Source organism: Methylotenera sp., from assembly GCF_030653755.1.
Lineage (GTDB): Bacteria > Pseudomonadota > Gammaproteobacteria > Burkholderiales > Methylophilaceae > Methylotenera.
This window is the reverse complement of the sequence record NZ_JAURYU010000047.1, coordinates 22,884-46,780: the sequence shown is the minus strand read 5'-3', so window position 1 is coordinate 46,780 and position 23,897 is coordinate 22,884. Positions and strand designations below refer to the sequence as shown.

General features: G+C 43.1%; 21 protein-coding genes. 11 read left to right on the top strand and 10 right to left on the bottom strand.

Annotated features, from left to right (window positions below):
- Positions 1-91 precede the first annotated feature (91 nt).
- Together Q7U33_RS10270 and Q7U33_RS10265 are read right to left on the bottom strand one after the other, a co-directional pair.
- Entirely contained in the window at positions 92-433 is a 342-nt protein-coding gene (locus Q7U33_RS10270; RefSeq protein ID WP_304860512.1) for a zinc ribbon domain-containing protein YjdM, read from the bottom strand.
- A 132-nt stretch (positions 434-565) separates the two neighbouring features.
- On the bottom strand, positions 566-1,636 hold the full coding sequence (locus Q7U33_RS10265; protein WP_304860509.1) for an aldo/keto reductase: 1,071 nt from the start codon (positions 1,634-1,636) through the stop codon (positions 566-568).
- Between the two features lie 162 nt (positions 1,637-1,798).
- Between Q7U33_RS10265 and Q7U33_RS10260 the strand changes: the two genes are divergently transcribed.
- Both Q7U33_RS10260 and groL read left to right on the top strand, forming a co-directional pair.
- On the top strand, positions 1,799-2,086 hold the full coding sequence (locus Q7U33_RS10260; protein ID WP_015831377.1) for a co-chaperone GroES: 288 nt from the start codon (positions 1,799-1,801) through the stop codon (positions 2,084-2,086).
- An 86-nt stretch (positions 2,087-2,172) separates the two neighbouring features.
- Positions 2,173-3,813, top strand: coding sequence for a chaperonin GroEL (gene groL, locus Q7U33_RS10255; protein WP_304860506.1), 1,641 nt, complete (start codon positions 2,173-2,175; stop codon positions 3,811-3,813).
- Positions 3,814-4,038: 225 nt separating this feature from the next.
- Here groL and Q7U33_RS10250 read toward each other — a convergent pair whose 3' ends face one another.
- Together Q7U33_RS10250 and Q7U33_RS10245 are read right to left on the bottom strand one after the other, a co-directional pair.
- Complete coding sequence (locus tag Q7U33_RS10250) at positions 4,039-4,767, bottom strand: hypothetical protein (protein WP_304860503.1); 729 nt, start codon at positions 4,765-4,767, stop codon at positions 4,039-4,041.
- The gene (locus Q7U33_RS10245) at positions 4,768-5,391 is read right to left on the bottom strand and encodes a hypothetical protein (protein ID WP_304860501.1); all 624 of its coding nucleotides are present in this window, start codon (positions 5,389-5,391) and stop codon (positions 4,768-4,770) included. It lies immediately after the preceding gene.
- Positions 5,392-5,675: 284 nt separating this feature from the next.
- On the opposite strand from Q7U33_RS10245, the gene Q7U33_RS10240 reads away from it, so the two are divergent.
- The 4 genes from Q7U33_RS10240 to Q7U33_RS10225 all read left to right on the top strand — a co-directional run bounded on the left by Q7U33_RS10240 (position 5,676) and on the right by Q7U33_RS10225 (position 9,467).
- Positions 5,676-6,302, top strand: coding sequence for an FKBP-type peptidyl-prolyl cis-trans isomerase (locus Q7U33_RS10240; protein WP_029144172.1), 627 nt, complete (start codon positions 5,676-5,678; stop codon positions 6,300-6,302).
- A gap of 298 nt (positions 6,303-6,600) precedes the next feature.
- A complete protein-coding gene (locus tag Q7U33_RS10235) occupies positions 6,601-7,410 on the top strand; it encodes an alpha/beta fold hydrolase (protein WP_304860498.1) in 810 nt (269 codons plus the stop codon).
- A gap of 180 nt (positions 7,411-7,590) precedes the next feature.
- Positions 7,591-8,841 carry an OmpP1/FadL family transporter gene (locus Q7U33_RS10230; RefSeq protein ID WP_304860496.1) on the top strand — a complete coding sequence of 417 codons (1,251 nt, stop codon included), beginning with the start codon at positions 7,591-7,593 and terminating at the stop codon, positions 8,839-8,841.
- 233 nt (positions 8,842-9,074) lie between these two features.
- Positions 9,075-9,467 (top strand): cupin domain-containing protein, encoded by a 393-nt coding sequence (locus Q7U33_RS10225; protein WP_304860494.1) that lies wholly within the window; start codon positions 9,075-9,077, stop codon positions 9,465-9,467.
- 103 nt (positions 9,468-9,570) lie between these two features.
- Here Q7U33_RS10225 and Q7U33_RS10220 read toward each other — a convergent pair whose 3' ends face one another.
- Complete coding sequence (locus tag Q7U33_RS10220) at positions 9,571-10,716, bottom strand: mechanosensitive ion channel protein MscS (RefSeq protein ID WP_304860492.1); 1,146 nt, start codon at positions 10,714-10,716, stop codon at positions 9,571-9,573.
- Positions 10,717-11,328: 612 nt separating this feature from the next.
- On the opposite strand from Q7U33_RS10220, the gene Q7U33_RS10215 reads away from it, so the two are divergent.
- A complete protein-coding gene (locus Q7U33_RS10215) occupies positions 11,329-12,030 on the top strand; it encodes a pirin family protein (protein ID WP_304860490.1) in 702 nt (233 codons plus the stop codon).
- Between the two features lie 133 nt (positions 12,031-12,163).
- Here the strand turns inward: Q7U33_RS10215 and Q7U33_RS10210 are convergent, their stop codons facing one another.
- Entirely contained in the window at positions 12,164-12,967 is an 804-nt protein-coding gene (locus Q7U33_RS10210) for a class III extradiol ring-cleavage dioxygenase (RefSeq protein WP_304860489.1), read from the bottom strand.
- 468 nt (positions 12,968-13,435) lie between these two features.
- Here Q7U33_RS10210 and Q7U33_RS10205 point away from each other — a divergent pair, with 468 nt between their 5' ends.
- Positions 13,436-15,667: a UvrD-helicase domain-containing protein gene (locus Q7U33_RS10205; protein WP_304860487.1), complete on the top strand. Its 2,232-nt coding sequence runs from the start codon at positions 13,436-13,438 to the stop codon at positions 15,665-15,667.
- A gap of 664 nt (positions 15,668-16,331) precedes the next feature.
- Here the strand turns inward: Q7U33_RS10205 and Q7U33_RS10200 are convergent.
- The 4 genes from Q7U33_RS10200 to Q7U33_RS10185 form a co-directional block, all read right to left on the bottom strand.
- Entirely contained in the window at positions 16,332-17,108 is a 777-nt protein-coding gene (locus tag Q7U33_RS10200) for a BPSS1780 family membrane protein (protein ID WP_304860485.1), read from the bottom strand.
- Between the two features lie 111 nt (positions 17,109-17,219).
- On the bottom strand, positions 17,220-18,155 hold the full coding sequence (gene thrB / locus Q7U33_RS10195; protein WP_304860482.1) for a homoserine kinase: 936 nt from the start codon (positions 18,153-18,155) through the stop codon (positions 17,220-17,222).
- Between the two features lie 109 nt (positions 18,156-18,264).
- A complete protein-coding gene (locus tag Q7U33_RS10190; RefSeq protein ID WP_304860479.1) occupies positions 18,265-18,612 on the bottom strand; it encodes a DUF2782 domain-containing protein in 348 nt (115 codons plus the stop codon).
- Between the two features lie 86 nt (positions 18,613-18,698).
- Positions 18,699-19,427, bottom strand: a complete 729-nt coding sequence (locus Q7U33_RS10185) for a TIGR00730 family Rossman fold protein (RefSeq protein ID WP_304860477.1) — start codon at positions 19,425-19,427, stop codon at positions 18,699-18,701.
- Positions 19,428-19,643: 216 nt separating this feature from the next.
- On the opposite strand from Q7U33_RS10185, the gene polA reads away from it, so the two are divergent.
- The 3 genes from polA to Q7U33_RS10170 are packed head-to-tail and all read left to right on the top strand — an operon-like array spanning position 19,644 to position 23,883.
- Positions 19,644-22,505 (top strand): DNA polymerase I, encoded by a 2,862-nt coding sequence (gene polA, locus Q7U33_RS10180; protein ID WP_304860474.1) that lies wholly within the window; start codon positions 19,644-19,646, stop codon positions 22,503-22,505.
- Positions 22,506-22,534: 29 nt separating this feature from the next.
- Positions 22,535-23,281, top strand: coding sequence for a molybdopterin-binding protein (locus Q7U33_RS10175; protein WP_304860470.1), 747 nt, complete (start codon positions 22,535-22,537; stop codon positions 23,279-23,281).
- Positions 23,260-23,883, top strand: a complete 624-nt coding sequence (locus tag Q7U33_RS10170) for a hypothetical protein (RefSeq protein WP_304860468.1) — start codon at positions 23,260-23,262, stop codon at positions 23,881-23,883. The genes Q7U33_RS10175 and Q7U33_RS10170 overlap by 22 nt, the downstream gene beginning before the upstream one ends.
- The last annotated feature ends 14 nt before the right edge of the window (positions 23,884-23,897 follow it).

The following is a 23,897-nucleotide window of genomic DNA, read 5'->3' as shown; positions in this document are numbered from 1 at the left end:
CTTCTTTAGGTAAGTGCTCAGCCTTAACCATGAGTGGATCACCACCAGCTTTAAAAGCTTAAATGATGACCACACTACCACCAAACAAATACTAAGCTTTTTTCACAAACTCAGACTTCAACTTCATCGCACCAATGCCATCAATTTTGCAATCAATATCATGGTCACCGTCCACCAGCCGAATGTTTTTGACTTTAGTACCTACTTTAACCACCAATGAAGACCCCTTTACTTTCAGGTCTTTAATTACAGTAATCGTATCGCCGTCTTGCAGCACGTTACCATTGGAATCTTTAATGACACGCACATCATCAGTGCTTTCTGCGCCACCATCTTTTGACCACTCATGCGCACACTCTGGGCAAACGTACATATCGCCATCTTCATAAGTGTATTCAGAGTTACATTGAGGACATGATGGAAGTTGAGACATAGATAACTTTCTAAACGATTAAACAATATTTAGAATTGTAGTTCAGTAGAGGCCTTAAGGGAAAGACAATATCTTGAACATGGTTATATTAAGCTGGATATTTAACACAACAATAAAAACAGATTTCAATCACTAAGGCGCTGGATTCATCATCGTCAAATGTAAATGCTCAATCTCTTGTATAACTTCTGGTGATAGCTTGGTATCCCACGCATCAATATTTTCTTTTAATTGCTGCATCGTAGTCGCACCAATTATCGTGCTGCTCACAAACCAGCGGTGATACACAAAGCTCAATGCTAATTGTGTGGGTGTAAGCCCATGCGCCCTTGCCAGCTTGGCATATGCCGCACTCGCAGGAAATACACCTGGCTTTTTGTAGCGCTGTGCATAGCCTAAAAACATGGTGACGCGCCCTTTTGCCTCAGGGTTATCAATGTACTTTGCTGTTAGGTGACCAAATGCCAGCGGAGAATACGCAAGCAAACCCACTTGCTCGCGATACAACACTTCAGACATACCAAACTCCATGCCGCGGTTAATCAAGTTATAGCAGTTTTGCACACTGGCAATGTGCGGCAGGTTATAAGTTTTAGCGATACGCACAAACTCCATCACACCCCACGGCTGCTCATTCGATAAACCGACATAACGCACTTTGCCCTCTTGCACTAACTCAGCCAGCGTTTCTAGCTGGTTCTGTATCGACACCCACGCCTTTTCTTCGCCTTGCTGATAAACGCCAGACTCAAACTCACCCGCAGGGTCAAACTGATATTGCCCAAACATCGGCACATTGCGCTCTGGCCAGTGCAATTGGTATAAATCGATATAATCAGTCTGCAAACGCTGCAACGAGCCCTCAATCGCAGCGCGGATATTGGCACGATCTAGTGATGGTGGGCCGCCGCGAATCCAATCTAATCCACGGCGTGGCCCTGAAACTTTACCCGCTAAAATAATCTTGTCTCGTGGCTGCCTCTTGAGCCAAGTACCCACCATCGTTTCTGTACGTGTATAAGTATCAGCCTTTGGCGGCACTGGGTACATTTCAGCCGTATCAATAAAATTAATGCCGCGCGCCAACGCATAGTCTAATTGCTCGTGCGCCTCTGCTTCAGTGTTTTGGTCGCCATATGTCATGGTACCTAAACAGACTTTAGAGACATTAAGCGCTGAGTTTCCTAACTTAGTAAATTCCACCGTACAACCTCATTTATTTTAAAAAAATATCAGCATCAGCACTTGAAATTAATTTTTAGTGCCCCAAATTAGCAATCAAGGTGTGCGAGTGCTAAAATACCGCATTACCCATGCAATTCAATATTTAGATGTATATTTTAAGACTTAATCAGGAGAAACCGTATGAAAATTCGTCCTTTACACGATCGCGTTATTGTTAAACGTTCAGAAGAAGAGCGTACAACCGCATCTGGCATTGTGATTCCAGATTCTGCCACAGAAAAACCAGACCAAGGCGTGATTCAAGCTGTAGGTTCTGGCAAGCGCGATGAAAGCGGCAAAGTAATTGCCCTTGACGTTAAAGTAGGCGACAAAGTGCTTTTCGGCAAATATGCAGGCCAAACTGTTAAAGTTGACGGTGAAGAGCTACTAGTAATGCGCGAAGAAGACATCATGGCGATCGTTGAGTAATCTAAAGCTTACAACGGGTAATTGCCCGTTTCAGCACGTTAGATCCAACAAAGTATTAGTAAAGACTAAATTAGGAGATTTAAATTATGGCAGCTAAAGACGTAAGATTCGGCGATGACGTTCGCCAAAAAATGGTAAACGGTGTCAATATTTTAGCAAACGCAGTGCGCGTCACTTTAGGCCCTAAAGGCCGTAACGTAGTGTTAGAGCGTTCATTCGGCGCACCTACCATCACTAAAGATGGTGTTTCAGTAGCTAAAGAAATCGAATTAAAAGACAAATTCGAAAACATGGGCGCACAAATGGTGAAAGAAGTTGCTTCTAAAACCAATGACATCGCTGGTGACGGTACAACAACTGCAACAGTATTAGCACAAGCAATCATCCGTGAAGGTATGAAATCTGTTGCTGCTGGTATGAACCCAATGGATTTAAAACGTGGTATCGACAAAGCAGTTGAAGCAGCAGTGGCTGATTTAAAAGCACAATCAAAACAATGTACAACTAGCAAAGAAATCGCTCAAGTTGGTTCTATTTCAGCTAACTCAGACACATCAGTTGGCCAAATCATTGCTGATGCAATGGACAAAGTAGGTAAAGAAGGCGTCATCACTGTTGAAGATGGTTCAGGCCTAAGCAACGAACTAGACGTCGTTGAAGGTATGCAGTTTGACCGTGGCTACTTATCACCATACTTCATCAACAACCCAGAGCGTCAAATCGCTTTAATGGACAATCCATTCGTGTTGTTGCATGACAAAAAAATCTCAAACATCCGTGATTTGTTACCAACTTTAGAGCAAGTAGCTAAAGCTGGCCGTCCGTTGTTAATCATCGCGGAAGATGTTGATGGCGAAGCATTGGCAACATTGGTTGTTAACTACATCCGCGGTATCTTGAAAACTGTGGCTGTTAAAGCTCCTGGTTTCGGTGATCGTCGTAAAGCAATGCTAGAAGATATCGCTATCTTAACGGGCGGTACAGTGATTGCTGAAGAAGTTGGCCTAAAACTTGAAAACGTAACGCTTGAAGATTTAGGTCAAGCTAAACGTATTGAAGTAGGTAAAGAAAACACGATCATCATTGATGGTCACGGTGTTGAAGCAAACATCAAATCACGCATCACACAAATCAAAACTCAAATCGAAGAAGCGACAAGCGACTACGACCGTGAAAAACTACAAGAACGCGTAGCTAAATTAGCTGGCGGTGTTGCAGTGATCAAGGTTGGCGCGACCACTGAAATCGAAATGAAAGAGAAAAAAGCACGCGTTGAAGATGCATTACACGCAACACGCGCAGCAGTTGAAGAAGGTATCGTAGCTGGTGGTGGCGTAGCGTTGATTCGTGCACGTGACGCTATCTCTAAAGTGAAAGGTGACAACCTTGACCAAGAAGCTGGTATCAAAATCGTATTGCGCGCAGTTGAAGAGCCATTACGCCAAATCACACAAAACGCTGGTGTTGAACCATCAGTAGTGGTGAACAACGTGGCAGCAGGTACTGGTAACTACGGTTACAACGCTGCTAACGAAACTTATGGCGACATGATCGAAATGGGTATTTTAGATCCAACTAAAGTAACACGCTCAGCATTGCAAAATGCAGGTTCAGTGGCTGGCTTAATGCTAACTACTGATTGTATGGTGGCTGAACTACCTAAAGATGACGGCCCAGCGATGGGTGGGGATATGGGTGGGATGGGCGGCATGGGCGGTATGATGTAATTCCATTCTTCACTTCTTTGGTGATGCGTTGTTGGTTTCACCGTTTGCGCCTAGTCGTACTAAACGTACTGCCTTCGTTGCAAACGGCTCACCGCCTAGCCTCACCTTCGAATTGAAGCTGGAATGCAGAGTTAGTCCAACTGCAGTTAAATAAAAAAGCCTCGCAATTGCGAGGCTTTTTTATTTAACTGCATAATTATTTACATTAATTTAGTTTGCTAATATCTATTTCGCTAATCCAGATTTGTAGAGTAACTCTTCAATAGTTGCCCTATATTTAAGTTTAATCGGCTCTATATCACTTCGCCTTGCATTGTAATAAATCTTATGTGCTGAATAATTTCCTAACTCTCTAAATATATCTAGTGTTACCTTTGAATCCTTTGATAAGGATATTTTCTTTGATTGCTTCGCTAATTTAATAATATTTTCAAGAGATAAGTAGCCATGCTCTGAATCTTTAATTTCATTACTTATCAATAGATTTTCATAGGTTAATATCAACAATATTTCCACTAACCTTCTCATCAAAACTGCGCAACCGTCGAATATATTAAATTGATAACTAGCATTGATTTGACGAACCAAAAGCTCAATATAACCTCTCGTATTAGAGATCAGAGCTGTCGATATAATCGTATCATCACTAACTATGTCATCGCTTTTTTGGATTAGATATGGATATTCCTGTTCTAGGGTACGTATTTCTTTAGCATGTAGTTTGAAATCACCACCACTCCCTTTTATAAAGCTACTGGAAGCTATTAATTTATCTCTAAGGCGACTCACATTAGGTTTAGCTAAATGTAATTGATCTAGTACTTCTATCACAGAAGCTATACTAAACTCAGCCTGCTTTTTACTTATTAGCAAATAGAAAGCGATCAATCTGACTTTATCAAGCTCCGTAGCTTCAAGTAAAGCAGATTTCTCAACAAATGTATTTAATCCCATTTATTTTTTAGTCTTTTCTACTTTTGGAAGATCGTGCTCTATAAAAACAACGCCTCTGTGAGGAATAACATAGCTTCCATCATCGTTGAGTTCGATATAACCAAGTTTACTTTGTGCGTCTCTAAAACTTTGCTTGAAATGTTCTGCCGGTTTTTTCTTTACTTCCGCATAGCACGTATATACTTGATCAAAGGTAGCATTACTAAATCCTTTAAGTTTTATTAAGTAATAAATCGCCAGTGCATTAAACTCGGCAGTTGATGTTGGATTTTTCTCTGCGTAGAATTCTTTAAACGAAGGACTATCTGCACTACCTGTCAAATCAAGATGCCTATCAATTTTGAAAGATTCTTTTGCGGCTTTCTTTCTAACTAGGATTGATTTTTGCTTTGTACCCACATTGGACTTTTTCGGGCTATCAGTAAAAGGTAACTCATCTGCACCAGACAAAACTTCAATTTCGACCTTTTCATCTATGGATGTCGTATTGAGTTTGGCTGTTCCATTACCTAGATAACTATTTACCAATAAGCTAAATACTTGCTTCTTAATATCATCTGGAAACTTTTCCACAACATTTGCAATTTGTAATAATTCTTTTTTTAGATTCTCGTGACTATCCATTTAAAATCTCCAAATTACCCGTTTATACACCACGAGCGTTTAATATTAAACCAAACATTACCAGTCAATAAGGCAAGAATCAATCACCTATGAATATGATTATTAAATAAACGCTCTCAGTTATGCAGTCCAGTAGGGTGGGCAAATAATCGCCACCTCTACTCGTTTCACAATCCGCCTCAGCGAGCTTTGTTTTATCTACCATTCTCCGTCATAATTACAGTTTATGCCACTAGCATCACTCGCATTAAAAGTATCCCCTCAAACAACGAAAGAAACACACAATGGCAATTGAATTAAACACTTTAACCCAACGCTTAAGTTATATTGTTGGTGAAAACATGGCGCATCAGCTTAAGAATGATGGCTTAGCCTTAGACGCAGACGCAGTTGCACAAGCTGTTATCGATGTAATGGCAGATACCCCATCACGCTTAACGGATGCAGAAAAAAGAAGCACAGTTGAGCAAGTGCAAAAAGAGAGCCAAGAAAAACAAATGGCGGCGCAGGCTGAGCAGTCTGCAAAAAATCAAGCGGAAGGCGCGGCTTATCTGGCTGAAAATGCTAAAAAAGAAGGCGTGATCACTACCGATAGCGGCTTGCAATATAAGTCATTGGTAGCTGGCGATGGTGAAAAACCAAGCAAAAGCAATAAAGTAAGAGTGCATTACAGAGGCACATTGATCGACGGTACGGTGTTTGATAGCTCTTACGACCGCGGTGAGCCTATTGTTTTCCCAGTCACTGGCGTGATTGCTGGTTGGGTTGAAGGTTTACAGTTAATGAACGTAGGCAGTAAGTTTGAGTTAACGATTCCATCAAACTTAGCTTATGGCGCAAACGGCAGTGGCCCAGCGATTGGCCCAGATGCAACATTGATCTTTGAAGTTGAGTTATTAGCTATCGAATAAGGTTAGCACTTATCGGGTGGGGCTTAATGTAAACCACTTATGTACATTACTTACCCATGTAGGGTGGGTCACTTGTGACCCACGCGTTGCAATCGTACATTTTGTAACTCCCGCGTGGGGTTAAAACCCCACCCTACAAAAATCACTAATATTATGCCCATCCTAATCAGATTGGGAGTTTTAACCATTACGAAGAGTCTCTTAGCATCTCCGTTTATCACAATATATTGTTACCATTGATGTCCTAATGTGACTACCCAGCTAACGCACTCTAAAAACCATTGTCCAACAAATTCTTATGCAATTACATTACCAAACCTTAGGCGATAAAACTTTAGCCCAAGCCCAACCACTTATTTTATTGCACGGTTTATTTGGCTCTGGCGATAACTGGGGCACCGTTGCTAAACACTTTTCGCAACACTACCAAGTGATTAGTGTGGATTTACGCAACCACGGCAAATCTCCACATAGTGACTCGCAAACCTACACCGAGATGGCAGATGATCTGCTTAAGTTATGCGATACGCTAGGTTTAGACCGCATTCACTTACTCGGCCACTCACTTGGAGGAAAAACGGCGATGCAATTTGCTACACACTACCCTGACAGGCTAGAAAAATTGATTGTGGTGGACATGGCGATACGGTCTTATCCTGATGCTTACACGCATATGATTGATGCGATGATGGCAGTTGACCTTAGCGCCATGCAAAGCCGCAGTGACGTAGATAAAGCATTGGCTAGCAAGATTCCCCACGCGATGGTGCGCCAATTTTTACTGATGAATTTAATCAAGTCAGACGTCAATCACGCAGAAAGTGATGTCAATAAAACTGGTCTGACGTGGCGCATTAACCTAGCCGCACTCAAAGCTAACTACCCTAGCCTGCTGCAAGCCGTTTGTGAAAGCGCACGCTATGAAAAGCCTAGTCTATTTATCCGCGGTGAGCGCAGTGATTACGTACAGGATGATGATATTGAACATATCAAAACCCATTTCACCAACGCACAATTTTCCAGCTTAGATACAAACCACTGGGTACACGCAGAACAGCCACAAGCTTTTATTGAAGTGGTCGCTGATTTTCTTGGGAGTGGGAAATAACATCCCGTTAAGCACCAATTGGCTAATGTGCATGAAAGTGTAAAGTTCTACCAGCGCCTACAGAATAGAAAAATACTGTCGTTAAAGATTAAATATAGATTATGCTGATTGCATAATTAAGATCCAATAAAAAATCAAACAAAAAACTAATCGCCTAATCACCAAAGAAATAACAATAAAATGAAACGCAACCACACTATTGCATTAATACTTTGCGGGCTATCGATTACAACACAAAGCCATGCGACAAACGGCTTCAATTTAATTGGCTACGGGGCAGAATCAACGCTGATGGGTGGCGCTGATACTGCGGTGGCACGCGACACCAGTGCGTTAAACACCAACCCTGCAGGCTTGGCACAGATTAAAGGAAAGATGTTTGATGCGTATGGTTCAATGCTACGCACCACTGATTTGGCACACAAAGACGCACGCAATGATCAGCATGCTGATAATCGTTACGTCTTTCTTGCTGGTGGTGGTTATGCACAACAGCTAGAAAACTCACCTTGCACTGCTGGTATTGGATTTTTCTCGCAAGGTGGCGCAGGCGCTGTGTTTAAACATATTAAAACGCCATTTGGTACCGATGATGAAATGAGCTCGCTGTTTGCTATCGCCAAAGTAACGCCAGGCATTGGCTGCCAAGTGACCGACAACCTTTCCATAGGTGGCTCTGTTAGCTTAATTTACGCCAGTATCGAGCAAAAGTTTTTTTACCACACGCCCCCAGCTGGCGGTTTCGCGGGTTTTGAAAATAAAGGTGCAGATACTATCCGCCTTGGGTTCAAACTAGGCGCGCAATACAAGTTAAACGAGCAATGGACACTAGGCGCAAGCTATACAGAAAAAACTGAATTACCGCTCACTGGCGGTACTGCTAAATTTAACTTTGGCGCGTCTGGCATTGCTAAATATGACAACCTAAGCATAAAAGGATTTGCGCTACCGCGTGAAGTAGCGATTGGCGCGGCCTTTAAACCTAATCCCGATCTATTGCTTTCAGCCAAAATCAATTGGCTTAACTGGGCAGATGCCATTAACGACGTCACAACTACATGGAGCGACACTTCAAACGCCTCTGCACCCGCCTCGATGGTAAATGTCACCCAACAAGATTGGCATAACCAGATAGTATATGCACTAGGTGCAGCCTACACTTACAACGACAAAACTACATTATATGCAGGCTACAACTATGGCAAAAATCCAGTGCCTAGGAACAACTCCAGTGCTTTGCTCGCCGCAACATTAGAACAGCATGTCACACTGGGCTTTGCTCGCCAATTGGATGAAACGTGGAAACTCACAAGCGGTATTGAGTTTTTATTACCTAAAAAAGTGACTTACGATAGCCCGTTATTTGGCAATAATACTGAAGTACGCAATGAGGGATTTTTTCTGCATTTAATGCTAAGCAAACAGTGGTAAAACTTTCTATGCAATAAAGATACGTACCTCGTCTTGTGCGAGGTGATTCAAAAAAACCGCATCTAAAACCAAAAGCCCTAACCCTTTACAACATCGCTATTGGGGGCATCAATTTGTGACAATACAGACGAAATCTATTACTTAAATTATTGTTAGCGCTCAATACAAATGCTATCCAACTGGAGTTGAATTATATGAAAATGCTAAAAATAACTTTCCTACTGGTTACCTCATTGGCATATCATTCCCAAGCATATGCGTTGGAGCAATCTGCTTCGGTCAAGGTTTCTACAGTATTGAAGACGGAAACAAGTTGGGACGGCAATCCAATTGTATACCCATCTGGAAAAGCTGAAATTACAGGCATGCTTGTAGAGATCGCCCCTAATAGTGAAACGGGTTGGCACTTGCATCCAGTCCCTTCATTCGGCATGGTTCTGGAAGGTGAGCTGGAGGTTCAGCTAAAAAACGGTACAGTAAAACGATTAAAGTCTGGTGAAGCGCTGGCAGAGGCGATTAACACGCTTCACAATGGTCGTAGTGTTGGTTCTGTTCCAGTAAAGCTGGTTGTTTTCTATGCTGGTTCAGTAGGAAAACAACTATCAGAGAAAGAAAACCCACACTAAGAAGTCGCTCAAGCACTTTCAGTGCTTTGCGCTTCACTGTACATCTTCGCCGCTTAGCGCTGCCCCCCACATCCATTAAACATGATAGTAATCGTTGCGCTATCTAGTGTTGATCGGTATCTACTATTTTTGTATCGAAACCAAATACATTACCAGCCCATATCCACATCACTAAAGCCAACACGCCAAACGGCATATAGCCCATATAGCCTAAAAGCGGCATTTCTGAAAAGATGTGAATCACATTGACGTATGGAATATCGTAAACCCAGTAATTAGGATTAGTAATTGGCATTTGAGGATGTGCACTTCCATAGTTCCAGCACTCCCAAACAAAACCATTCAACATGGTTGCCAACGCAACTAGAAGCGCGGACGTCCAGTTGCCTTTTGCCATGTCAGCAAACGGCGTCCAAATATTAAGATTGATGAGTACGCCTGAAAATATCATCAACACCCCTATCCACAGTACCCAAAATAAAGGATAAGGCCAAAACACCATTAGAAATAATAATACATAGCCTGCATACAATAAAAAATTACCATTGACAGAAACTTTGGGGCCTTGAGAGTACCTACTGACCAAACTAGGACAAGTGTTCAACAACATATACCATTGAAAAATAGCAGGCCAAACGGTCGTGTAAGCAAGTAAGAATATCACCACTACCGTCTCATGTGACAATGAAGGAATACTCTCTGTTTGCGGGTAATACCAATTACCTAAAGCAAAATAATTGTAATACTCAAACACATACCAACCAACCAAGGAAACCAATGCACTGATTAGCAGTGTTTTGGGTTTAGATGAAAACAAAGACTGCCCGTTGTTATAGCGATAAACAACGCCATCCATTGTAAAAATAAAGCTCCACCAAAGCGGCGTAAAGGCATAATAAACTAGGCTGCCAAATATAGTCACTCGCGTCCACATCAGCCATAAGAAAAACACTGTAGACACTAAACCCACCCAAAACCAAACAGGTAAAGGTAACGGTTTGTTAGGTGCCGCAGGCACGACCTTTTTAAATCCAAATAGCGTGGGGGCAATAAATAACGCGAGCACTACCAACTCTACGAAGGCCAACGCACAAAATATAATTAAATTAAAGCCTGGCGCATCTGCTACATATTGCGGAGGAAACACACCAAAACCAGGTGGCAAATGCGTATCGGGATAAGCAAACCAACTCGCAATTAAAGGTACTAGCAAAGCTAGTATGATGGGCATTATTATTTTTTTCTTCATTTGCTGTCTCATTGTTAATAAAAAAGCCACAATTATCTACAAGCTTGATAGCCGAGAGCTAGATGGAAAGTTCGTTTGCATGCGTATAAATTCAAATTAGCAAAAACATTATCAGTCAATAAAGTTAGAAACAATCACCCAAACGGAATAGATTGTTAAATTCAGAAACTAATCGATCACTCAACCCCTACCTACATCACCAAAGATTTCTGCCATGTTTTGTGATTTAATTCTATCTATCCAGCATTTCCACCTTACCCCTTGTTGCCACTTCGCCTAGCCATATGAATGGATTTTTTCTGGCATAGTTCTTCTACTTGTGTTCTTACAGCAAACACTATCGGAGCCCTTTTCACGAAGCGAGAGATGGCTCAATTTTTAACAAAATTATAAAAATAACCATCCTCGCGGAAGCTGGAATACCGAAATTGTCATTTTTTAAGGTTAAATCCACTTTGTACAAAACGCTAAATCGTTGGGGTTTTTCTGATTTTCATCTGGAAATGATAGGTTCATAATGCTGATTACATTAACAGGCAGTCATTTATTAATACACCCTATGTTTTAAATTACCTCACTAAATAAATACCTAACAAACAGGAGGGACTCATCATGTTACAGGTGCTAAAAAATAATCACCGCGGCGCTGTAGATCATGGTTGGTTGCAATCTAACCATTCGTTTTCATTTGGCCATTACTACAACCCAGAACAAATGGGGTTTGGGCCTTTACTGGTGATAAATGAAGACCGTATTGAACCTGCACGCGGGTTCGGCACACATGGCCATGAAAATATGGAAATTATTAGCTACGTACTTAGTGGCGCGCTGGAACATAAAGACAGCATGGGCAATGGCTCTGTGATTCGTTATGGTGACGTACAAAGAATGAGTGCGGGGACTGGTGTGACGCATAGTGAATTTAATCACTCCAGCACTGAACGTGTGCATTTTTTACAGATATGGATTACACCTAACGTAACAGGCATTACACCAAGCTACGAGGAAAAACATTTTGATGTGGCATCAAAATCTAAGCAACTTCGCTTGATTGCCTCACCAGATGGAAGTGATGGCTCAGTATTGATTCATCAGGATGCCAGAGTTTACGCATCTATATTGAACAGCACCACGCTATTAACACACTCATTAGCTGCAGGCAGAACTGGATATGTACATGTGATTAGAGGCCAAGTTGAAGTCAATGGCATTCAATTGACCACAGGTGATGCTTTAAAAATTCAGGCCGAAGCTGTAATTAAATTTACCAATGCAGTGGGGGCAGAACTCTTAATGTTTGACCTGCCTTACTAATTTTTATTTAGGGTTAAGGACTGTAGTAGACTATCAAAGAGCTTATGCAAACTATAAGCCACAAGGGTGCAGCATCTAGGTTGGGACACGTGCAGATTACTCGAACTAACCTTAATATCTACTAATAAAATAGTTAACCAAATCGGTAAGAGGCCATGACCACACCAAACACCGCATCAGTAAAAATACGCTCACCTACACTCTCACCCGCTGCTCCTGCCACTACCATCAACGGTATAAGATGATCTTCTCTTGGGTGAACCAACCGCGCATAAGGCGCTTGCTCCCAACCTACCAACGCTTGATTACGCTGCTGCGGATCATGGTTAGTCACTACTTCATATAAATACTGCTCAAATTGCACAGAAGGCTCAAGCGATGCTGGCCTGCCAAAACCACGCATATTATGATAAGTGAGCCCACTACCGATAATGAGCACGCCTTCATCTCTTAAGGGCGCTAGGGCTTCACCAAGCTTAATGTGTTCAAGCGGGTCGTAGGTGGTTTTCATGGAGAGCAGTACAACAGGAATATCCGCATTTGGGTACATCAACATGAGCGGTACAAAAGTACCGTGATCAAAACCTCTTTTCTCATCTTTCAATGCGGCAACCCCACTTAACGCCAACAGCTCACCAACTCTTTTCGCTAACGCAGGGCTGCCGCTCGCAGGGTACTGCACATGATATGTATGTTCAGGGAAGCCAGAATAGTCGTACACCATCGGCGGTTGCTTTGCGGTAGATACCGTAAATTGTGGCTCTTCCCAATGGCCTGTAATCACCAAAATCGCTTTAGGTTTTGTAGGCAGAGTTGCTGGCAACTTGGCCAACTCCGCCTCTGTTACTGCAAAACGCTGACGCATGTCTTCAATATACGGCCAAGGGCCACCACCATGTGAAATAAACAACGTAGGAAATCGAATGCTTGGCTTCATTCAAGTAAGCTACTCCTTATTTCTTACGTTTCAAACATTCACATAATAAATTTACAAACAATTACACATTATTTACAATTAGCAAGATTTGCGTTTATACTAATGCTTATAAATTAAAGCCTATGCACAAATAGCAGGCAAAAAAAGACCCCAACCAAGGGGATGAAATTGGGGTCCAAAAAGTGCCTCATCGTCTAAGGCTTCCGCTCAGGGAGGATTGGAGCGGAAAGGTAACTTGCGTTACCTGTAAGGTCTGACTGAGCCTTTTCAAAATAAGTTCCCAATTAATACTGAAGTAAATGCTAAAAACTTTCATTTTTTACACACAACCCTATTTTCTCTTGCTCCACCCTTGCACCACCTCACAAAACCACGCCATACTCAACATCAAACACATGTCCGAAATATATATAAATTACAGCCACATATGAAATATTCGGTTTAAGTTGTCATGCTAAAATATCGGCTATGAATAGCCAACCGCAAACCACGATACAAGACCCTCTGTTAGCTGGATTAAATAATAAGCAGCTTGAGGCGGTCACATTACCCCAACAGTCTGCATTGATTTTAGCTGGTGCTGGCAGTGGTAAAACACGCGTACTCACCGCACGTATTGCTTGGCTGATTCAAACTGAGCAAGTCTCGCCTACTGGTTTACTGGCTGTAACCTTTACCAATAAAGCAGCAAAAGAGATGCTCACCCGCATTACCGCATCGCTACCCATTAATACGCGCGGGATGTGGGTTGGCACTTTCCACGGTTTATGTAATCGTTTATTACGCGCACACCATCGCGAGGCTGGGCTGCCTGCTAGCTTCCAGATTTTAGATATTGCAGATCAGCTTTCCGTCATCAAACGCTTAATGAAGCTGATGAATGTAGATGATGAGAAGTTTCCACCTAAGCAAGTACAAAACTACATTAATGGCTGTAAAGACGAAGGGCTACGCGCACATGCAGTTGATGCTTACGACCCACACTCACAAAAATTACGTGAGATTTTTGAAGAATACGATAAACAATGTCAACGCGATGGCGTAGCAGACTTTGCCGAGCTGCTATTACGCTGTTATGAACTGCTCGAACGTGACACGAACATCCGCCAACATTACCAAAACCGTTTCCGCTACATTTTGGTGGATGAGTTTCAAGATACCAATCGTTTGCAATACCAATGGCTAAAACTACTAGCTGGCCAAAGTAAGGATGGACAGCACAACTGCATGTTTGCAGTTGGCGATGACGATCAGTCTATTTACGGCTTCCGTGGCGCGCGCGTCGGCAATATGCGCGACTTTGAAACTGACTTTAACGTGCAAAGCATTGTGAAGCTAGAAGAAAACTATCGCTCGCATAGCAATATACTCGATGCTGCCAATGCCATTATTTCGCACAACAAAAACCGTTTAGGCAAAAACTTATGGACCAGTGCTGGTGCTGGTGAGCCTGTGCGTGTATACCAAGCTTACAACGATAATGATGAAGCGCAATTTATTGTTGATGAAATTAAAATGCTGCATGCGGAAGGCACAGAACTAGGTGAAATGGCCCTACTTTACCGCTCAAACGCACAATCTCGCGTATTAGAGCATGCGCTATTCTCTGCCAACTTACCTTATCGCGTTTATGGCGGCTTGCGCTTCTTCGAACGTGCTGAAATTAAACACGCGCTCGCCTATATGCGCCTGATTGCCAATGCAAATGATGACACTGCATTATTACGCGTGATTAACTTCCCCGCGCGTGGCATCGGCGCACGTAGCTTAGAGCAGTTACAAGAAGCTGCCCGTGCTGAAAATTGCAGTTTATGGCAGGCCGCGATTAATAAAGTAGGACATGGCAAAGTTGGTGGTAAAGGCATTGATGGTTTTGTCGCACTCATCAGACAAATGGTGGATGAAGCTTATGGCATTAGCCTATCTGAACTGGCGGAGCTTGCTACGACGCTTTCAGGCCTTAAAGCACATTACCAGAATGAAAAAGAAGGTGAAGACCGTATTGCCAACTTAGAAGAGTTGGTCACAGCGGCAGTTGCCTTTACAAATCAGGATTTTGGCAACCATAGCAACGCAGATGGCGAAACCGAGCAAGACTTACTCACACAGTTTTTGAGTCATGCAAGCTTGGAAGCTGGCGAACATCAAGCCGATGTTGGGCGTGAAGCCTTACAACTGATGACAGTCCATGCGTCTAAAGGCCTAGAGTTTAAAGTGGTGTTCATTAGTGGGCTAGAAGAAGGCCTGTGCCCACATGAGCAAAGCACTTACGAAGCCAATGGCTTAGAAGAAGAACGCCGCTTAATGTACGTAGCAGTGACACGTGCTAGACAGCGCCTATACCTCAGCCATGCACAAAGCCGCATGCTACATGGGCAAGTACGCTATGGCATTCCATCACGCTTTTTAGATGAAATTCCAGAAGAACTACTCAAACGCTTAAATAGCAAACCTGTGGCTAAATCTGGCTATGGCAGAGACTACAACGAACTGCCCGCAGTGATGAGTAAGCAACAAAGTAGCACCCAAAAAAGTGCAATGCCTTGGAAAATTGGCCAGCAAGTAGCGCATAGTAAATTTGGAAATGGCGTTGTGGTGAGCTATGAGGGCAACGCTAATGATATGCGTGTACAGGTAAATTTTGGCCGTGAAGGCCTAAAATGGCTGGCGCTGGAATTCGCAAAGCTCACTGCAATATAAGCAACAAGATAAGAAAGACCGTAGCACAAGGTTAAAACTGGCAAGGTTAATCTAAGAAGAAAATGCCAGAAATTAAGCTCCATAGCTTTTGTTATCAATAAAAGACTATTTCGCAGAAGCGGTCAGTTGGCGTGTGAGCCAGCGTTTGGCTTCCCCAATTTACCAGACCAGTAAACTGGTAAGTAAAGTGTGAAATAAGGCAATTTATTGCCTATATTCCACGGACACGCCTAGCACTGGTAACCGCGAATGCTGGCTTATTTGTAGGAGCGGTCATTGACCGCGAATGATATGCTGAGTTTTCACCTAACATTTTAACAATCCAATAATGTAGCTAATTGAGAGGTTTTGTTCGCGGCTACTAGCCGCTCCTACATACGACTTTGCAAGTGCTGTGGCACTTAGCAAATCGGAGTGCCCATTGTACATGCGAGTTTGCAGCTTACATTGTGGCGATGACTTGTACAGGTAGCAAATCGCTGTGTCACTTCGCCTGTAGGAGCGGTCATTTGGCGTGTGAATAAGGCAATTTATTGCCTATATTCCACGGACATGCCTAGCACTGGTAACCGCGAAAGCAATGCTGAATTTTCACCTAACATTTTAACAATCCAACAATGTAGCTAATTGAAAGGCTTAGCGGTGCTGACTAAACGTTTGTATCTTAAACAATATCTTGGCTTGGTGCTTCTATGCCAAAAATATCAGCATAACTAGTGTACAAACTGGTCATCATGACAGGAATAATGGCAACAAACACCACCGAAAAAATGACGTGCAAGCTCACCACCAACCACATTGCAGCCATCAGCACCGCCATAAATATCAAGCCATACAGTAAAAATGGCAGCATATTCTTAAAGCAGGCAACAAAACTCAGCTTCATTGCATCGACTGCTTTCATTTGGTTAAGCCCAGCTAACACTGGCGCAAACCAGTATCCCATTAACACTGGCATAAGAAATAACATCGCAATCAACAATGGCAATAAAACAGCGCTCGCTTGCTCAGGGCTTAAATCTTTACCTTGCGCAATCAGTTCAATAGTCGCTTTATCCATCATCAGCACAGAAAACACGGCAATGACAAGTAAACTTATCATGTAGATTCCGCCAACTGAGATTAACTGCGAGGTGTTTTGCTTGAACCCCTGAAACAGGTGATTAATTTCTAAATCTTGGCGACGAGTAAGCGCTTGGCAACCCCACATCATGCCTGCCGCAAAAACTGGAGCGAGTAATGTACTCACCACAGAACCCAATATAGGCACCAGCGAAACTGGAATCATAATCGCCAAATAAATCACTAGCAAAATGATCCACATCACAGGATTAGCTCTAAACAACGCGACGCCTTTTACAATCCAAAGCCATGCGTTTGCCGCTGGCACCTGATTGACGACAGGAACTTGGGGGAGTTGTGTGTTTAGATCTTCTGCCATGATACTTTCACCTTTAGTTTTAACGCAGGTCACTCAAAATTAACATTACTAACCAATATCAAATACCAATTTAAAGCGCCCATCAACTTGGATTAACTTTATTAATTAACGTTACGCGGACCGTAACTTAAGTATATTTTTAAAATGATCAGGGTCTTTTGCATGCGTTAACTCACCCGCTTGCGGATAAATTTGATCATACAATCGTGATAACCAAAAACGCAAGGCGGCAATTCGCAACAAACCATTCCAAGCAGCATGCTCAGCTTGCTCAAACGGCCTAACAGCTTGATAGGCTTTTAACATGGCCTCAACTTTTTCTGCATCTAGCTGCCCATCTGCCTGTACGCACCAGTCATTCGCGACAATCGCTAAATCATAAGCAAGCACATCGTAACAAGCGTAATAGAAATCAATTAAACCGCCGACTTTATCACCATCAAATAACACGTTATCTCGGAACAAATCAGCATGAATAATGCCTTTAGGTAATGCTGAGGTGTCAAGCTCAGCTTGAAATGCCAATGTTTCAGTGAGTAACTTTTGGTCATCTGTCGACAAATGCGCCATCACTTCTTGTGCGGTTTGCTTGCGCCACTCAGCACCACGTGGGTTCTGGTGTGCTTGTTCTGAAGACTGCGCGGCAAAGGTTTGTCCTGCCTGGTGCATTTGCGCCAGCACTCTGCCAACCTCAGCACAATGCACTGCGTTTGGCGCAGCAATATCGCGACCATTGAGGCAGCTAATCAGTACTGCTGGCTTACCGTTAAGCATATGCAAGCTTACCCCTGACCTATTCGTGATGGGGTCAGGACAAGGTACACCGTGCTCAGATAAATGGTGCATTAAATCAATAAAGTATGGGAGCTCATCAATCGTGTTGTGCTCAAATAAGGTGAGTACGTACTTACTTTTCGTGGTTGTCACAAAGTAATTGGTATTGGTAATACCTGAAGAAATGCCTTTTAAGTCAATTACTTCACCAATTGGGTAATCTTGAAGCCAAGCTTGTAATTGTTGAATGCTAACTGAGGTAAAAACAGACATAGGTATAATTTAAAAACTGGAAATGGTTAATAGCGAGGCATTATAACAAGCATGTGAATGAAAGCACTCAGGCCTCATCCACATGAACACTCGGAAAGTGTAAGGTTGGTTAAAATGTAAAAATGGTCCATTTAGGCACTGACAATGGTGGATTTGGCCCATCATTAATCCAAGCGCCTTCTTGATCTTCACGATGCATGTAATACGGAACGCCATGCTTAGGGGTAATTTTTAGCATATATAATTTCCCTCCAACACGATATTCCTCAATCGTTTCATTTTCTTTTTTGATGATCGTAATGACTGGTTCATCCGCGTTATCTTCAGCACCAATGCTTGGCGGTGGAATATCTTCCAATGGCTCAAGATTTGATGGTAAATCTCTTGCTTGCGCCAATGCTGGTAAAAGCATTGCCGCCATCAGTAAAGACGCTATATTTTTGTAACTTTTACGCATAATCATTACCACCCTTAACGGCATAAACACAACTCAGGAATCAATCTCTTATTCTATCAAAAACCACCCAACATAAGACCATATGCTTACAAATAAAGCTGAATCCGCTCTTCTTCTGCAGAAAGCTTAAAGCCACGTGTTTCGTAATGTTTAAAGATGGCTTGAACGATTTCAGCAGGATCATCAATCATCTGAATCAAATCGAGATCGCTTGCTGAGATCATTTCCTCATTAACTAATGTAGTTTTCACCCAGTCAACCAGCCCGCGCCAAAAAGGCTCACACACCAAAATAATTGGGATTCTGAGCGTTTTACCTGTTTGCACCAAGGTGATGGCTTCCATTAATTCATCTAAGGTACCAAAGCCGCCTGGCATCACTACATAGGCGCTTGCATACTTCACAAACATCACTTTACGCATGAAGAAATGTTTAAAGTTTTGGCTAATATCCTGATAAGTATTCGCATTTTGCTCATGTGGCAACTCAATATTTAGGCCAATACTGGGCGAAGCTCCAGCAAACGCACCTCTATTGGCGGCCTCCATAATGCCTGGCCCGCCGCCAGAAATTACAGAAAACCCTGCATCAGATAGCCTTCTGGCGATATCTACCGTCAATTCATAGTAAGGACTATCTGGCTTAGTGCGCGCACTGCCGAAAATAGAAACCGCTGGCGTAATTTCTTTGAGTCGCTCAGTCGCATCTACAAACTCGGACATAATCTTAAACGCATGCCAAGACTCAAGCCCAGTATGGTGCATCCCTTGCACATCAGGATCTGTGATTTTTGGAATTTTTTTAACAACTGTCATGACTGAGAAATCCTTGATGAGTGAAGTATCAACAATTGATGGAATGCCAACATTTAAGCAGATTAAATAAACGCTACATATAAAACAATTTTTAAGCACGCCATATATGTTTTATTATGTAGGCGATTAAAGACCGTTGGCAACAACCTATTACAACTTTTTGTTCAATACCCTACAAATGTACATCAAGCGTGCTCGTAATTTTTGGATTTTTACATGAAAACTTTATTATTAGTCGATGGCTCATCTTATTTATATCGCGCATTTCACGCGATGCCTGACCTAAGAAATCGCCAAAATGAACCCACTGGGGCGATTCAAGGTGTATTGAATATGCTACGGCGCTTACATAAAGATTACCCTAGCGATTATAGCGCCTGTGTTTTTGATGCAAAAGGCAAAACGTTTCGCGACGACATTTATGCAGAATATAAAGCCAACCGTGCTGCCATGCCAGATGATCTACGTCCGCAAATAGAGCCGTTGCATGAAGCCATTAAAGCCATGGGCTGGCCACTACTGATGATAGAAGGCGTAGAGGCCGACGATGTGATTGGCGCACTGGCTAAACAAGCAGAGCGTGAGGGCGTACGCGTCATTATTTCCACTGGCGATAAAGACATCACGCAACTGGTCAACGAACACATCACTGTCATCAACACCATGCGCGATGCTTTCCGTAAAGTTGACGATGTGCTGGACATTGCAGGCGTAGAAAATAAATTTGGCGTACCACCAAACTTGATGGTGGATTACCTCGTGTTAGTGGGCGACACCTCAGACAACGTGCCAGGCGTGGAAAAAGTGGGCCCAAAAACTGCCGTAAAATGGCTAAAAGAATATGGTTCGCTCGATAACATTGTCGCCAATGCAGAAAATATCAAAGGCGTGGTAGGCGAGAACTTACGCAAAGCGCTACCTTGGCTGCCAACCGCACGCGAGCTGATTACCATTCGTTGTGATATTGGCATGCAAGAGAATCTAAGCGACCTTGCACCGCAACCGCAAAACAAAACCAAACTGGCAGAATTGTTTGACCGCTTTGAGTTTAGAACTTGGCGCCGCGAATTGGACAACATGCCAGATAATGCGCCTTCCAGCGCTACACCAATACAAACGGAAAATACGCCACAATCAGACTTATTCGGCACAACCTCCGTTCGCCCTGAGTCCTTTGACCAAGCTCAGGAGAGCACTGTCGAAGGGCAAATCAGTGGCTCGACAAGCGCACCACGAGCGAATGTGTTTGAACCCACTTATCAAGCCATCACCACACGTAAGTACGAAACCATTTTAACCAATGCACAGTTAGATGACTGGCTCAATAAAATCAGCACCGCAGCATTGGTCTGCTTTGATACGGAAACCACCTCACTTGACCCGATGACCGCAAAAATCGTAGGCATGTCATTTAGCGTAGAAGCAGGCAGTGCAGCCTACTTACCATTAAAACATGATTACTTTGATGCGCCATCCCAGCTAAATTTTGATGAAACGCTGGCTAAGGTCAAACCGCTACTTGAAAACCATGCCATTAAAAAAGTGGGACAAAACCTTAAATACGACCAACACGTATTAGCCAACCATCACATACAGCTTAACGGCATTGTGCACGACACATTGCTGCAATCCTATGTATTTGAATCGCATAAAACCCACGGCATGGATGCCCTAAGCGAGCGACATTTGGGCATTAAAACCATCACGTTTGAAGAAGTAGCAGGCAAAGGTGCAAAACAAGTCAGCTTTAACCAAGTGACGGTTGAGGTTGCCGCAGAATATGCAGCTGAAGATGCTGATATTACGCTGCAATTACATGAAGCTATGTACCCGCAAGTAGCTGCAGATGCAAAACTTGACTACATTTATAGCCAAATTGAAATGCCTGTTTCAAACATTCTGTTCACCATTGAACGCAATGGTGTACTGATAGATGCCAACATGCTCAATGCACAAAGCAATGAAATTGGCCTAAAGTTAGTCGCACTAGAAAACCAAGCCTACGAGCTTGCAGGGCAACCATTCAACCTAGGCTCACCAAAACAGCTACAAGAAATCTTATTCGGCAAACTTGGGATTAAGCCGCTGAAAAAAACACCAAGCGGCACACCATCCACGGATGAAGACGTATTGCAAGAATTAGCGTTGGACTACCCTCTGCCAAAAGTGCTATTGGAGTATCGCGGTTTAGCCAAGCTTAAATCCACGTATTCTGACAAACTTCCACGCATGATTAACCCCAGCACAGGTCGCGTACATACCAGCTACAATCAAGCCGTAGCCATTACAGGCAGGCTTGCCAGCTCAGACCCTAATTTACAAAATATCCCTGTGCGCACACAAGAAGGCCGCCGCATCCGTGAGGCATTTATCGCCCCACAAGGCAGCCACATTGTATCTGCCGACTACTCGCAAATTGAACTACGCATCATGGCGCACCTATCGCAAGATGAAGGCATGCTCAACGCCTTTGCCAACAATGAAGACATTCACCGCGCCACTGCCGCTGAAATTTTTGGGGTAGAGCGTAACAATGTAGACAATGAACAACGCCGCTATGCAAAAGTCATCAACTTTGGCTTGATTTACGGCATGAGCGCTTTTGGTTTGGCGCAAAACTTAAATATCGAGCGTAGCGCCGCACAAAGCTATATCGAGCGTTACTTTGCGCGCTACCCTGGTGTGCGCCAATACATGCAAGAAACACGCGAGATTGCCAAACAAAATGGCTACGTAGAAACCTATTTTGGACGCAGACTCTGGGTGCCGGAAATCAACAGCAGCAATGGCATGCGCAGAGCTGGTGCTGAACGTGCTGCGATTAACGCGCCGATGCAAGGCACCGCCGCTGACTTAATTAAACTCGCGATGATTGCAGTGCAGAATTGGTTAACTGCAGAAAAATTAAACACCAAACTCATCATGCAAGTACACGATGAATTGGTATTAGAAGTGCCAGATAGCGAACTCGCACTAGTCAAAGAAAAACTACCAGAACTCATGCAAAATGTGGCTAAATTGGACGTACCGCTACTGGCGGAGGTTGGTGTGGGTAGTAATTGGGAAAGCGCGCATTAACTAAACAACTATCAAGACACTTAACAAATATGCAAAACTTCGGCCTCTACATCATTGGTGATGAAATCCTCTCTGGCAAACGCCAAGATGCGCACCTCACTAAAGTCATCGAACTGCTTTCAGCACGCGGGCTACAACTCAGCTGGGCAAATTATTTAGGTGATATTCCAGCGCAAATTACCGCCTCACTTAAGGCTAGCATGAGTAGAGGTGATATTGTATTTAGCTGTGGCGGCATTGGCGCAACGCCAGATGACTTCACTCGGCAATGTGCGGCTGATGCTGCAGGGGCACCGATTGCACGCCACCCAGCAGCAGTGGCAGAAATTGAAGCACAGTACGGAGAAGGTGCCTATCCAAAACGCGTATTAATGGCTGATTTTCCACTAGGGGCAGCGCTTATCCCCAACCCGATTAATCGGGTGGCTGGCTTTTCAATTAATGAACATTATTTTGTACCTGGCTTTCCACAGATGGCACACCCGATGATTGAATGGGTGCTGGATACACACTATCCCCACTTATTTCATCAGCAAGACTACATTGAATATTCTATTCTGGTGATGGATGCAGGTGAAAGCCAATTGATTGATTTCATGAACCATATTGTTGTGAAATATCCTGACATTAAATTATTCAGCTTACCCAAGCTAGATAACCGCCGCACCATAGAGCTAGGTGTAAAGGGCGCGGCTCAGCAGGTTAGCTCTGCGATGAGTGACATCAAACAAGAGATTGCTGCGCTAGGTTTTCCATGGCTAGAAATCGCAAAATAATCAACCAACCACACTTCACCCCGCCAGCCTACCGTTGGTTATTTATATGCATTTTTGTCACACTATTTGTGCTCATTTTTTATGCCATGATGCATCAGTTTATCCCCTCGCCAACTTGGTATGCACTCGGCTTTAAACTCAACATTGGCTTCACTATCATCATGGCTAGCTGGTTTTACTGCATGTTGAGGCTTAATCCTGCATCGCTCTCTGAGGTTTACAAACGCTATTACAAATGGTTTGTGATGTTATCTGCGCCTGCCATATTTTATTTTCTAGGCTACGTGGCTATCATTTATAGTATCGGCAATATTGTGGGCAATTTTTCGGACACGCCTCATATCATTCATGATGTGATGCAAAAACAATCGGTGGAATCAAGAAGAGGCTGTAAAACACGTTTAGTGGGTAAAAGTTTGCAGCATGCTTTGCCACCTAATTTTTGTATTACGCAGGCATCTTTCAACCAACCACCTCAAGAAATCGCAGTGAGGCTAGTGGGCAAACAGAGTTATTTTGGCTTTTCGCTTGACTACATTGAATACGATTGGGAAAAGACGCTGAAACTATATCCCAGCAGCTTACTTTTAACCGCAATTTAATTTTAACCGCCTCC